The 13,559-nt window shown below is 41.5% G+C and carries 9 protein-coding genes; 6 read left to right on the top strand and 3 right to left on the bottom strand.

Going from position 1 to position 13,559, the window contains the following annotated elements; genetic code table 11:
• The first annotated feature begins 5 nt into the window (after positions 1-5).
• Complete coding sequence (gene pheT / locus KJK34_RS04070) at positions 6-2,429, top strand: phenylalanine--tRNA ligase subunit beta (RefSeq protein WP_223052576.1); 2,424 nt, start codon at positions 6-8, stop codon at positions 2,427-2,429.
• 69 nt (positions 2,430-2,498) lie between these two features.
• Here pheT and KJK34_RS04065 read toward each other — a convergent pair whose 3' ends face one another.
• Together KJK34_RS04065 and gyrA are read right to left on the bottom strand one after the other, a co-directional pair.
• Positions 2,499-3,782: a tetratricopeptide repeat protein gene (locus KJK34_RS04065; protein WP_223052575.1), complete on the bottom strand. Its 1,284-nt coding sequence runs from the start codon at positions 3,780-3,782 to the stop codon at positions 2,499-2,501.
• A gap of 17 nt (positions 3,783-3,799) precedes the next feature.
• Entirely contained in the window at positions 3,800-6,355 is a 2,556-nt protein-coding gene (gene gyrA, locus KJK34_RS04060; protein ID WP_223052574.1) for a DNA gyrase subunit A, read from the bottom strand.
• A 271-nt stretch (positions 6,356-6,626) separates the two neighbouring features.
• Here gyrA and KJK34_RS04055 point away from each other — a divergent pair, with 271 nt between their 5' ends.
• The 5 genes from KJK34_RS04055 to KJK34_RS04035 all read left to right on the top strand — a co-directional run bounded on the left by KJK34_RS04055 (position 6,627) and on the right by KJK34_RS04035 (position 11,827).
• Complete coding sequence (locus tag KJK34_RS04055) at positions 6,627-9,173, top strand: ATP-dependent Clp protease ATP-binding subunit (protein WP_223052573.1); 2,547 nt, start codon at positions 6,627-6,629, stop codon at positions 9,171-9,173.
• Between the two features lie 133 nt (positions 9,174-9,306).
• Entirely contained in the window at positions 9,307-10,698 is a 1,392-nt protein-coding gene (rimK, locus tag KJK34_RS04050; protein ID WP_223052572.1) for a 30S ribosomal protein S6--L-glutamate ligase, read from the top strand.
• A complete protein-coding gene (locus KJK34_RS04045) occupies positions 10,698-10,886 on the top strand; it encodes a GldL-related protein (protein WP_223052571.1) in 189 nt (62 codons plus the stop codon). The genes rimK and KJK34_RS04045 overlap by 1 nt, the downstream gene beginning before the upstream one ends.
• Positions 10,883-11,275, top strand: coding sequence for a hypothetical protein (locus KJK34_RS04040; RefSeq protein ID WP_223052570.1), 393 nt, complete (start codon positions 10,883-10,885; stop codon positions 11,273-11,275). Before KJK34_RS04045 ends, KJK34_RS04040 begins: the two co-directional genes overlap by 4 nt.
• Before the next feature lie 9 nt (positions 11,276-11,284).
• Positions 11,285-11,827: a GNAT family N-acetyltransferase gene (locus tag KJK34_RS04035; RefSeq protein ID WP_223052569.1), complete on the top strand. Its 543-nt coding sequence runs from the start codon at positions 11,285-11,287 to the stop codon at positions 11,825-11,827.
• 44 nt (positions 11,828-11,871) lie between these two features.
• Here KJK34_RS04035 and KJK34_RS04030 read toward each other — a convergent pair whose 3' ends face one another.
• Entirely contained in the window at positions 11,872-13,497 is a 1,626-nt protein-coding gene (locus KJK34_RS04030) for an ABC-F family ATP-binding cassette domain-containing protein (RefSeq protein WP_223052568.1), read from the bottom strand.
• Positions 13,498-13,559: the final 62 nt, after the last annotated feature.

Below are 13,559 nucleotides of genomic sequence, written 5' to 3'. Positions count from 1 at the left end.
ACCAAATGCGTATATCCTATAACTGGTTAAAACAATTCATTAAATTAGACTGGACTTCTGAAGAAACTGCAGCACTGCTTACCGACCTTGGACTTGAGGTTGAGGGTGTTGATAAATATGAATCGGTAAAAGGCGGTTTACAGGGCGTTGTTGTGGGCCATGTGCTTACCTGCGTACCTCACCCGAATGCCGACAGGCTTCGTATTACAACTGTTGACCTGGGCGACGGTACACCCGTTCAGATTGTTTGCGGTGCGCCAAACGTTGCGGCAGGGCAAAAAGTACCTGTAGCCACAGTTGGCACTGATTTATATGATAAAGAAGGAAACCATATACACATAAAGAAAGGAAAAATCCGCGGGGAAGACAGCTTCGGGATGATTTGTGCCGAAGATGAGCTTGGGCTTGGTGAAAGTCACGACGGTATCATGATACTTGAAGAAGACCTGAAACCCGGCACACCTGCCTCTAAGCTGTTTAATATAGAAAACGACGAAGTATTTGAAATAGGGCTTACACCCAACCGTGCCGATGCCATAAGCCATTGGGGTGTGGCACGCGACCTGCGTGCAGGGCTTACCCAGAAAAATGTGCATACAGAGCTTATCACGCCATCTGTAAGCAACTTCAGGGTAGATAAGCGCACGCTTAAAATGGATGTTAAGGTTGATGACAATAAACTGATACCAAGATACTGCGGGGTAACTATTTCCGGGATAACGGTTAAGCCGTCTCCGGCGTGGCTGCAAAACAGGCTGAAAGCTATAGGCATCACTCCGAAAAATAATATTGTAGATGTAACCAACTACGTGCTGCACGAACTTGGGCAGCCGCTTCATGCTTTTGATGCCGCAAAAATAAGGGGCAATAAGGTTATAGTCAAGACAGCCGAAGCCGGTACAAAATTCGTTACACTTGATGATGTAGAAAGGACACTTCACGAAGAAGATATCGTTATTTGCGACGAAAACGGACCAATGTGCATTGCAGGTGTACTGGGCGGAAAAAATTCAGGTGTAACAGAGAACACCTCTTCTGTTTTTCTTGAGAGTGCTTACTTTAATCCGGTATCAATTCGTAAAACAGCAAAAAGGCATGGCATAAGCTCTGATGCGTCTTTCCGCTTTGAGAGAGGCATAGACCCAACCATAACGCAATATGCGCTCAAAAGGGCTGCATTGCTTATACAAGAAACGGCAGGTGGCGAAATAACATCTGATATTATTGATATCCACCCGAAAAAAATAGAAGACCACACGGTTTTCCTTAATTTTAATAATGTAAAACGCATTATTGGGCAGGAAATTCCGGTTGAAACTATAAAGAAAATATTAGTATCGCTGGATATAAAAATAAGCACGATGTCAGAAATCGGCCTTGGGCTTACCATACCTTCTTATAGGGTGGATGTTGAAAGAGAAATAGATGTTATCGAAGAAGTGCTTAGGGTTTACGGGTACAACAACATCAACTTTACCCAAAAGCTTAATGCATCTATATCCAACTCTTCAAGAACAGAAGATTATAAGCTGCAAAACATTATAGCAAACCAGCTTACCGCGCTTGGATTTAACGAAATGATGGCTAACTCACTAACAAGGCCGGAGTATACAAAGCTCAGCGAAAACCTTAAAGAGGAATTTAATGTTGTAATGCTTAACCCGCTAAGCAGCGACCTTTCTGCCATGAGGCAGTCATTGTTATTTAGTGCACTTGAGGCAGTTTCATTCAATATAAACAGGAGGCGTGCCGACCTTAAGCTGTTTGAGTTTGGCAAAACGTACCACAAGCTACCGTCGGGTTATGATGAGAACAAGCACTTATCATTAACTGTTACAGGTAACCGAATAGCCGAAACATGGGCACAACAGCAAAAAGGTTCAGATTTCTTTATGTTTAAAGGCTTGGTTACTATGGTACTGGAAAGGCTTGGCATTGCCAAGTATAAAACAGAACCTGTTACTAATGATGTTTTTGCGGAAGGCCTTGCCTTTACGGTAGGCCAGGATATTATTGCCGAAATGGGTACTATCAAAAAGCAGGTTTTAAAGGAATTCGATATAAAGCAGGAAGTATTTTATGCCGATTTTAACTGGGGTGCTATAATCAAACTGGTATCGGTTAAGATGAAGTTTACCGAAATATCAAAGTTCCCCGAAGTGCGCAGGGACCTCGCTTTGCTTGTTGACTCAGCAACTTCTTTTGAGCAGTTATATAGCATAGCAAGGCAAACAGAAAAATCGCTCCTTAAAGAAATTAGCCTTTTTGACGTTTATGAGGGCAAGAACCTGCCCGAAGGTAAAAAATCTTATGCAGTAGGCTTTACATTGCAGGACAGCAACAAAACGCTTACAGATGAGCAGATTGATAAGATTATGAATAAAATCAGGCAGAACCTTGAAACACAGGCAGGAGCCCAGTTGAGATAATTTCATGTACAGATAAATAAAAATGCCCGCATAAGCGGGCATTTTTATTTATAATATAATAAGAGATTATTATTGCTGTGCTTTAAGCGCTTTGTACTTATCTGTCATTTCAAGTCCCTGATACATAGTAAGCAAAAGGCTCCTGATATCTTCATTCTTAGGCTCAATCTTGTTTGCCTTTTCAAGGTAAACAACTGCCTTTTTATACATATCATCCCTTTGCTTCTTTAGCTCATCATAGCGGGCCATGTCTTTTTTAGAAGTACCCAGCTTGTTCATTTCATCTACAACTTTCTGTTCTCCGTCAAGCTGAAGTATCGCAAGGTTTTGGTAAGCAGCCACAAAATCAGGCTTAAGCTCTATTGCTTTTTCATAATATTGCTTTGCTTCTGCTGCATTTCCTGATTTAGATGTAGTTACACCCAAATTAAAATATAAATTAGGATCTTTAGAGCCTTTGTTAAGTATTTCTGTTACCGCTTTCTTGTAGTTCTCTAAATCATTCGCCTCAAGGAAGATCTGTGCTTCTGCGGTAAGGAGTGTTATATCATCAGGGTTTGCTTTCTTAGCAGCGGCAATAGCTTGTTTTGCCTTATCTGTCTGGCCCTGTTGTATGTAAAGTAAAGCAAGGTTCTTGATGATATCTCCCCTCTTAGATTCTTCTCTGAAGATGCCGGGTTCTGTGTAACCATTTTTAGCTACATACAGGTCACGTATTTTTTTATCTCCAAAATATTCTACTTCACCTTTAGAATTCTTGGCAGTATAGTTTACAGATTTACCTGTAAAGCCTAAGTCCCTTAGCTCTGTGTAATATTCAATTGCCTTGTCATAATCCTGTCCGTTAACAGCATAAGCAGCGGCATTATAAAGGTATAGCGTATCTGTCGGGCTTATTCTGTAAACCTTTTCATATAACGGGTATGCAGCCTTAAAATTATTGGCTTTACCCATAGCATTAGCCTGAGTTACAATACCCGCCTTTAGCTGAGGAAAAATTTCTTTTTGTATTTCCTCTGTATGCTCTTTCTTTTTCATGCCTTTCTCCAGCTCAATAACCTTGTTATGGTCTGCAACAGCATTGTCAAGATATTTCATACCGGCAGCAGGGTTTGTAGCCATCTGTATAAAACCGTAAGCACCTTTGTAGTAATAATAATCTGCCTTTTGCTCATTATCGGCATTTGCCATTTTAGGCTCAACTTCTTTAAGCAGCCTTTCAACTTCTTTCAGGTCTTCAGCAGTAGGCACATCTTTATTTGAAATCTTTTTCAGCGCCTTAAGCTCATCCTTTTGGGCAAAAGCTCCTGCAGATAACAACAGTGCCGCAGCCACAATTACATATTTTTTCATTATCGTTTCTGTTTAAGTTATTCCTGGTTTTCGTTTTCGTCTGTAGCTTCAGTATCCGGCTCAATAAAACCTGTTACGCCATTTTCAGCATCCATGTTTTCAAGCACTTCATCTATCGCTTCGTCAACCGCTTCATCCTCACGCATTACTTTTGCCACCGCAGCAATAGAGTCATTACCTTTTATGTTGATTAACCTCACACCTTGTGTGGCACGCCCCATTACCCTTAAATCGGAAACCTTCATACGGATGGTTAAGCCCGACTTGTTAATGATCATCAGGTCATCAGCATCCGTAACGTTGTTTATAGACACCAATGATCCTGTTTTATCAGTAATATTAAGGGTTTTAACACCTTTACCACCACGGTTGGTTATCCTGTAATCTTCAAGGCTGGAACGCTTACCAAAGCCTTTTTCTGAAACTACAAGTATTTCACTCTCCATATCATTTACAGAAACCATGCCGATTACTTCATCGTTATCATCTGCAAGCGTAATTCCGCGTACTCCAGAGGCACTACGGCCCATCGGCCTTGTCTTGCCTTCTTCAAAACGTACCAGCTTACCGCTCTTAACAGCTATAAGCACCTGGCTCTCGCCTGTTGTTAATTTAGCCTCAAGCAGTTCATCATCTTCACGTATGGTTATTGCATTGATACCGTTAAGCCTTGGGCGGCTGTATTGCTCAAGCAGTGTCTTTTTAACCACACCTTTTTTTGTAGCCATAATTACATAATGGCTGTTGATGTATTCCTCATCTTTTAAGTCCTGCGTGCAAATAAAGGCTTTTACTTTATCTTCGCTCTCTATATTGATAAGGTTCTGTATTGCGCGTCCCTTGCTTGTTTTGGTACCTTCAGGAATTTCATAAACACGCATCCAGAAACATTTTCCTTTCTGTGTAAAGAAAAGCATGTACTGGTGGTTGGTTGCCACGAACAGGTGCTCAAGGAAATCTTGGTCGCGCGTGGTAACACCTTTCTGTCCCACGCCGCCCCTGTTCTGGGTTTTATATTCGCTAAGCGGAGTACGCTTAATATAACCCGCGTGTGATATGGTGATAACCACATTCTCATCAGCAATAAGGTCTTCTATGCTAACATCACCTCCGGCATATTCTATTTGCGAACGGCGCTCATCACCATACTTATCCCTTACTTCAATCAGCTCTTCTTTAATAAGGTTCATTCGCAGTTCCTTACTTTCCAATAACGCTTTTAATTCAGCAATAAGTTTCATTATGTCTTCATACTCTGCCCTTAGCTTGTCCTGCTCAAGGCCTGTAAGCTGCCTTAAACGCATTTCTACAATGGCACGTGCCTGAATTTCGGTCAGGTTAAACCTTTCCATTAATTTGCCCCTTGCCTCTTCACCGTCTTTAGAGCCACGGATAATCTGGATAACCTCGTCAATATTATCAGAAGCAATAATAAGGCCTTCCAATATATGTGCCCTTTCTTCGGCTTTCCTTAAGTCATATTGTGTACGCCTTACAACAACATCATGCCTGTGCTCTACAAAGTAGTGTATCAGGTCTTTAAGATTAAGCATCTGAGGCCTTCCTTTAACAAGCGCAATATTATTTACACTGAAAGATGCCTGTAGCTGGGTATATTTGTAAAGTGTATTAAGCACCACATTTGGCACGGCATCCTTTTTAAGGATATACACAATGCGCATACCTTTCCTGTCCGATTCATCACGGATGTTGGATATGCCCTCTATTCGTTTTTCATTAACAAGGTCGGCAGTTTTTTTAATCATTTCCGCCTTGTTAACCTGATATGGTATTTCAGTAACAATGATGCACTCGCGGCCGTCAACCTCCTCAAACTGAACTTTACCGCGCAGTACAATCCTGCCCCGGCCTGTTTTAAAGGCTTCCCTCACGCCGTCATAGCCATACACTACACCACCTGTAGGGAAATCAGGAGCCTTAACATGCTCCATCAGTTCATCAATTTCTATATCTGTGTTGTCAATATAGGCAAGAGTACCGTTCACAACTTCTGTAAGGTTGTGTGGCGGCATGTTGGTAGCCATACCTACTGCAATACCCGAAGCGCCGTTTACCAGCAGGTTGGGTATCCTTGTAGGCATTACGGTAGGTTCATGCAGGGTGTCGTCAAAGTTTAACTGAAAATCTACAGTTTCCTTTTCGATATCAGCCATTATCTCTTCAGATACCTTTCGCATCCTTGCCTCGGTATAACGCATTGCCGCGGGGCTGTCGCCGTCTATAGAACCAAAGTTACCCTGGCCGTCTACAAGCATATAGCGCATACTCCATTCCTGCGCCATACGCACCATTGCATCATAAACAGAACTGTCGCCGTGCGGGTGGTATTTACCCAATACCTCCCCTACTATCCTTGCAGATTTTTTATAAGGGCGGTTAGACAGTACGCCTAATTCATTCATTCCGTAAAGTACTCTTCTGTGTACGGGTTTCAAGCCATCTCTAACATCAGGAAGCGCCCTTGAAACAATTACCGACATTGAATAATCAATGTAGGCTGACTTCATTTCGTCTTCAATGTTAATCGGGATTAACTTTTCTCCTTCAGCCATAAGTATTTATATTATATTTTTATATTGTTATAAAACGCGCCAATATACATAATTTAATTAGCATTTATGGGCAATTGCCGCATATTTTTTTATGTTTTATTAACATAAAAGCTACATCAAACGGTTAATAAAGTAATGCTAAAAGCCTTTTATTATTGTAGTATTTTTTGTCACTTAGCATTACTGTACATAAGTATGTATATTATGGGTATGGTTTTTGTAAAATCTTACCTAAATACTTAAATTTACACTAAAGGAAAGGATGTATATTATGGATGATAATTTTTCACCAAGGGTCAAGGATGTAATCACCTACAGTAAAGAAGAAGCTTTACGGTTAGGCCATGACTTTATTGGTACTGAACATTTAATGCTGGGTATCCTGAGAGACGGCAACGGCAAGGCTATCTCCATCTTAAACAGCATATCTGTTGATCTGGACCATCTGAGAAGAAAAGTGGAAATACTTAGCCCCGCTAACCCAAATGCGGACCGTAATGATAAAAAGAACCTTCATTTAACCCGCCAGGCCGAAAGGGCGCTAAGGACTACATTCCTGGAAGCCAAAGTTTTCCAGAGCACCTCTATCAGCACTGCGCACCTGCTGCTTTGCATTTTGCGCAATGAGAACGACCCTACAACAAAATTGCTGAATAAACTGAAAATAGATTACGAAACAGTAAAAGAACAATTCATTAACATGACATCAAACGAAGAAGATTACCTTGAAAACCTGCCAAGAGCAGAGTCTTATAATGACGATGCAGGACAGGATGACAGTATGCGCGAAAGCTCATTCAATAATCCTTCTTCCGGCAATAAAACCAATAAAAAGTCTAAAACACCCGTGCTTGACAATTTTGGCCGCGACCTGACCGAACTTGCCGAAGACGGTAAACTTGACCCGGTAGTAGGCCGTGAAAAAGAAATTGAACGTGTTTCGCAAATACTTAGCCGAAGGAAAAAGAACAACCCGCTGCTAATTGGTGAGCCGGGTGTGGGTAAATCGGCAATAGCCGAAGGCCTTGCCCTGCGTATTATACAGAAAAAAGTATCGCGCATACTATTTAACAAACGTGTGGTAACGCTCGATCTTGCCAGCCTTGTAGCAGGCACTAAATACCGTGGCCAGTTTGAAGAGCGTATGAAAGCCGTTATGAACGAGCTTGAAAAGAATGACGATATTATTCTTTTTATAGATGAAATTCACACTATTGTAGGTGCAGGTGGCGCTACAGGCTCGCTGGATGCCAGCAATATGTTTAAGCCTGCTCTCGCACGTGGCGAAATACAATGCATTGGTGCCACAACGCTTGATGAGTACAGGCAGTATATAGAAAAAGACGGCGCGCTGGAGAGGCGTTTTCAGAAAGTGATGGTAGAACCTACATCGGTAGAAGAAACCATTACCATACTTAACAACATTAAGAATAAGTATGAAGACCACCACAACGTTATTTATACCGATGAGGCTATAGAGGCGTGTGTAAAGCTTACAAGCCGCTACATGAGCGACCGCTTTTTACCGGACAAGGCTATTGATGCGCTTGACGAAGCAGGTTCTCGTGTGCACATAACCAACATTAACGTGCCTAAGCAGATACTTGACCTTGAAAGGCAGCTTGAGGAAGTACGTGAGCTTAAAAACTCTGTAGTTAAGAAGCAGAAATATGAAGAGGCTGCCAAGCTTCGCGATGATGAAAAACGGATAGAGAAAGACCTTGCCATAGCCCAGGAGCAATGGGAAGAAGATTCTAAAAACAACCGCATTACCGTTACCGAAGATAACGTTGCCGATGTGGTAAGCATGATGACAGGCATACCGGTTAACCGTATTGCGCAGACAGAAAGCAACAAACTTGCAAAACTGCCTGATCTTATTAAAGGTAAGGTTATAGGACAGGATGAAGCGGTACTTAAAATTGCCCGCTCTATACAGCGTAACCGTGCAGGGCTTAAAGACCCTAACAAGCCGATAGGTTCCTTTATATTTTTAGGGCAAACCGGTGTGGGTAAAACACAGCTTGCCAAAGTAATAGCAAAAGAACTGTTTGACAGCGAAGATGCCCTTGTGCGTATTGATATGAGCGAGTATATGGAAAAATTTGCCATATCAAGGCTTGTGGGTGCGCCTCCGGGATATGTGGGCTATGAAGAAGGCGGACAGCTTACTGAAAAAGTTAGAAGGAAGCCATACAGTGTTGTACTGCTTGATGAAATTGAGAAAGCTCACCCTGATGTATTCAACATGATGCTTCAGGTGCTGGACGACGGTTACCTTACAGACAGCCTTGGCCGCAAGATAGACTTTAAGAATACCATCATTATAATGACATCAAACGTTGGTGCAAGGCAGCTTAAAGACTTTGGACAGGGTGTTGGTTTTGGTACATCTGCCAAAAAGTCACAGGCAAGCGAGCATGCAAAAGGTGTTATAGAAGCCGCGCTTAAAAAGACATTTGCACCCGAATTTCTTAACAGGGTTGATGATGTAATTGTATTTAACCCACTTGAAAAAGAAGATATTGATAAAATCATCAATATTGAGCTTGACAAGCTGTATGCAAGGATAAAAGAGCTCGGTTACAACATTACCCTATCTGATAAAGCAAAAGAATTTATTGCCGATAAAGGTTTTGATAAGCAATATGGTGCAAGGCCACTTAAGAGGGCGATACAGAAATATGTGGAAGATACCCTTGCGGAAGAGATAATTACATCTAAGATATCCAGCGGAGACGAAATTTTCATGGATCTTGATGAAGACAGCAAAGAACTTGTTGTTACTATTAAAAAAGCGCAAAACCCTGCGGAATAGTAACATAAGTTTTATTGATACTTTCTATCCCTGTGGCTTAAACACCACGGGGATTTTTTTTCTTATAAAATATTTAAAGCCCTTTTTTCATTAAAAAAAAGTAGTACTTTAGATTATATAATCTATTCTTAAAATGTTTGACAAAGTTATTGTAGGCAGCGAAGAGTGGTGCGCTTTTCCGCAATTAGGAATCCCCACCATTAAAGCCCGTGTAGATTCCGGCGCTAAAACATCAGCATTGCATGCCATCAACATTACACCCTTTCAGAAAGAAGGTGAAAACTGGGTTAAGTTTGATATTAACCCGATACAAAATAATACCAAAACGGTACTGCACTGCCAGGCTCCGCTTGTAGATAAACGTATCGTGAAGAGCTCCAGCGGCTATCGCGAAAAGCGATATGTTATAAAATCTGAAATACAGATTGGAGAGATACGCTGGGATATAGAGGTTACCCTTACCAACAGGGACTCTATGGGTTTCCGTATGCTTTTGGGCCGCGAAGCAATGAGCGGGCGTATATTAGTTGACCCTGAACAGAAATACCTGTTAGGGCAGCCTACATCGGAAAAACTGAAAGAATACTACGAAAAGAACGAAGAAACGAGAACAGGGCTTCGTATAGGCTTATTAGCAAGTAACCCTGATTTATACAGCAACAGGCGCATTATGGAAGCCGGTGAAGCGCGCGGGCACGAAATGCACTTTTTAAACCTGAAGTACTGCTACATGAAGCTGGATGCCGAAACCCCGGAAATACATTACAGGGGCGGCAGGGTACTTAATGATTTTGATGCCGTGATTCCGCGGATAAGGCCAAGCATGACATTTTATGGTTGTGCACTTACGCGCCATTTTGAAGCCTTAAAGGTCTTTTGCCTTAACTCTGCGGCTGCCATAAGCCAGTCGAGGGATAAGCTGTATTCACTACAACTTTTGCTTAACAGCGGTGTAGATATACCTACAACAGGCTTTGCGAACTCACCTCTCGACACTAACGACCTTATAAAAATGGTAGGCGGCCCGCCGCTTATTGTGAAGCTGCTGGAAGGTACACAAGGCAAAGGTGTAGTACTTGCCGAAACCAAAAAAGCGGCTGAAAGTGTTATTAATGCTTTTAAGAGCCTTAATGCCAACATACTGGTACAGGAGTTTATTAAAGAAGCAAACGGTAAAGACCTGCGCCTTTTTGTGATAGACGGTAAAGTAGTTGCGTCTATTCAGCGTGAGGCATTGCCGGGAGAGTTCCGCGCAAATATACACCTGGGTGGTACCGCATCTATAATCAAAGCAACCGCCGAAGAAAAGAAAATAGCCATTAAGGCTGCAAAAGCAATGAACCTTAAAGTAGCGGGAGTAGATATTATACGCTCATCTAAAGGGCCGCTATTGCTTGAGGTTAACTCCTCTCCGGGGCTTGAAGGCATTGAGGGCGCTACTGAAAAAGATATTGCAGGCGAAATGATACGCGCTATAGAAAAGAATTTTAAAATGAGGCGTACGCCAATAGTAACCAACCCATGATGATTGTAAGGATACGTTATATATTATCCCTGTTTATATTTGGCGCTTTGCTTGTTGTTGCAGGAGCTTTAATGAAACTTATGCACTGGCCTTATGGTACTACATCTATTACAGCAGGCCTTGTATTACAGGGAGTTGCAGGTATTATGGTAATTATAAGGCTTCTTGCAGAAAGAAATAAAAAATGAAAAAACTTTACACTTTTACTTTTATTATTCTTACTGCTGTATCTTACAGCCAGGCTGACTGCTCTAAATTCAGGAGCGGCACTTTTAAGTTTACCGACCCTGACAGTAAAAAGGTTTGTATAATTAACCGTGATGGTGATACACAAACAGAAAGGGTTGAAAACTCTGAGGAAATTTATGAGTTTTCCGTTACATGGACGGATAGTTGCACCTACACCATTTCGCCTACTTCATCAACCATACAAAAGAAGCCTGAAGTGCTTAAATTAGGCACAATGACGGTTAAGATAACTCCTGTAACAGATACTACTTATGTTCAGCACATAAGGGTAGCCAACAGCCCTAAGTTTAAGCGCAGGGATGAGGTAGTGGTGGTTCCGGACCTGTAATTATTCATTATGGATGCTCTCATTACAAACAGGCTGATACTTAAAAAACTTACTCCCGAAGTATATAAAGAACTTTTTGAGAGCGGGAATGATACAGCTATTACTGAATTCTTCGGGTTTACTACTGATGAAGCGCTTGAAAAGGAAAAGGATAACTATGCAAAAGGGATAGCAACTTTTAACCGGTCTTTTATTAATTTTTTATTACAGGAAAAAGAAACCGACAGCGTGATTGGCAGTTGCGGTTTCCATACATGGTATCCCAAACATCACAGAGCAGAAATAGGCTACTCACTTTATGATGATGCTCATAAAATGAAAGGATATATGACCGAAGCGCTTGCGGCAGTTCTCAGTTATGGCTTTGCTGTGGCAAAACTGCACCGTATTGAAGCCCTTATAGCTGAAGAAAATATAGCTTCCTACAAATTGCTGCAAAAATTCGGATTTCAGTATGAAGGGAGGTTAAGAGAGCATTATAACGTTAACGGTGTGATGGAAGATTCTATATTATATGCATTACTGAAGCATGACTTCCAAAATTTGAAGTAACATTGTCATATAAAAAAAGCCCGCAGTTACCTGCGGGCTTTTTACTATAAATTGTACATTTTCTTTCTCAGTTCCTTAATCTTGTCATCATCAAGATAATCATCAAAAGTCATATAACGGTCTATAACACCATTAGGAGTTAGTTCAAGAACCCTGTTGGCAACAGTCTGCGCAAACTCGTGGTCATGGGTTGTAAACAACACAGAGCCTTTAAAGTTCTTTAAAGAGTTATTAAATGCAGTAATACTTTCAAGGTCAAGGTGGTTGGTAGGCTCATCAAGCATCAGCACGTTTGCCCTTAGCATCATCATGCGAGATAGCATACAACGCACTTTTTCGCCTCCGGAAAGTACCCTGCCTGTTTTTAGGGCTTCTTCGCCACTAAAAAGCATCTTGCCTAAAAATCCGCGAACATAAACCTCATCACGCTCCTCTTCTGTTTTAGCCCACTGGCGCAGCCAGTCTACCAGTGTAAGGTCGTTCTCAAAAAACTCGTGGTTATCTGCCGGCAGGTAAGACTGTATCGTTGTGATACCCCACTCAAAAGAACCTGAATCAGGGGTCATGTTACCGTTCAGTATTTCATAAAAGGCAGAAGTAGCACGCGAATCTTTAGAAACAACTACAATCTTATCGCCTTTCGCCATGTTAAGGTCAACATCTTTAAACAGAACCTCGCCATCTATAGATGCACTCAGGTTTTCAACGTTAAGTATCTGGTCGCCTGCCTCACGCTCCTGTTCAAATATAATGGCAGGATACCTGCGGCTCGAAGGCTTAATATCATCCACTTTAAGTTTTTCAAGCATTTTTTTACGGCTTGTTGCCTGCTTGCTCTTAGCCACGTTAGCGCTAAAGCGCATAATAAACTCCTGTAGTTCTTTTTTCTTTTCTTCAGCCTTTTTGTTTTGCTGGGCACGCTGCCTTGCGGCAAGCTGGCTCGACTCATACCAAAAAGTATAGTTACCTGAATACTGGTTTATTTTACCAAAGTCGATATCGGAGATATGCGTACACACAGCATCTAAAAAGTGACGGTCGTGCGATACTACAATCACTGTATTTTCATAATTGGCAAGAAAGTTTTCCAGCCACGATATGGTTTCAAAATCCAGGTCGTTGGTAGGTTCGTCCATTATCAGCACATCCGGGTTGCCAAAAAGTGCCTGTGCCAAAAGCACACGAACCTTTAGTTTGCTGTCCATATCAGCCATCTGGGTGTAGTGGTGTTCTTCACCAATACCAAGGTTAGAAAGCAGGGCTGCTGCATCAGAGTCGGCATTCCATCCGTTCATCTCTTCAAAAATAACCTGCAGCTCCCCTACCCTTTCGGCATCCTTATCTCCAAAATCGGGCTTAAGGTATATTTCATCCATTTCCTTTTTAACCGAGTACAGGGTTTTATTACCCATCATAACCGTTTCAAGAACAGTGTACTCGTCAAACATATTGTGGTTCTGGTTAAGTACCGACATACGCTTGCCCGGTTCAAGATGAACGTGGCCTGAAGTAGGATCTATATCACCTGCTAATATTTTTAAAAAAGTAGATTTTCCCGCACCATTGGCACCTATTATTCCATAACAGTTACCTTGTGTAAATGAAGTGTTTACTTCATCAAACAAAATTCTTTTGCCGAATTGTACAGATAAATTTGAAACTGACAGCATTTTTTAATTTTTTTGCAAAAGTATAAAAAATAAGCCACTATACAGAGGCTTTACTTATAATG

The sequence above is a fragment of the Flavobacterium coralii genome, from assembly GCF_019891545.1.
Lineage (GTDB): Bacteria > Bacteroidota > Bacteroidia > Flavobacteriales > Flavobacteriaceae > Flavobacterium > Flavobacterium coralii.
The sequence above is the reverse complement of the archived record's forward strand: the minus strand, read 5'-3'. Positions and strand labels throughout refer to the sequence as shown.

What these genes read in the sequence shown, in the direction of transcription:
- KJK34_RS04030 (WP_223052568.1), bottom strand. Translation starts at nt 13,497, where the DNA reads ATGCTGTCAGTTTCAAATTTATCTGTACAATTCGGCAAAAGAATTTTG.
- KJK34_RS04040 (WP_223052570.1), top strand. Translation starts at nt 10,883, where the DNA reads ATGAAAAAACTTTACACTTTTACTTTTATTATTCTTACTGCTGTATCT.
- KJK34_RS04035 (WP_223052569.1), top strand. Translation starts at nt 11,285, where the DNA reads ATGGATGCTCTCATTACAAACAGGCTGATACTTAAAAAACTTACTCCC.
- KJK34_RS04055 (WP_223052573.1), top strand. Translation starts at nt 6,627, where the DNA reads ATGGATGATAATTTTTCACCAAGGGTCAAGGATGTAATCACCTACAGT.
- pheT (WP_223052576.1), top strand. Translation starts at nt 6, where the DNA reads ATGCGTATATCCTATAACTGGTTAAAACAATTCATTAAATTAGACTGG.
- KJK34_RS04045 (WP_223052571.1), top strand. Translation starts at nt 10,698, where the DNA reads ATGATTGTAAGGATACGTTATATATTATCCCTGTTTATATTTGGCGCT.
- rimK (WP_223052572.1), top strand. Translation starts at nt 9,307, where the DNA reads ATGTTTGACAAAGTTATTGTAGGCAGCGAAGAGTGGTGCGCTTTTCCG.
- KJK34_RS04065 (WP_223052575.1), bottom strand. Translation starts at nt 3,782, where the DNA reads ATGAAAAAATATGTAATTGTGGCTGCGGCACTGTTGTTATCTGCAGGA.
- gyrA (WP_223052574.1), bottom strand. Translation starts at nt 6,355, where the DNA reads ATGGCTGAAGGAGAAAAGTTAATCCCGATTAACATTGAAGACGAAATG.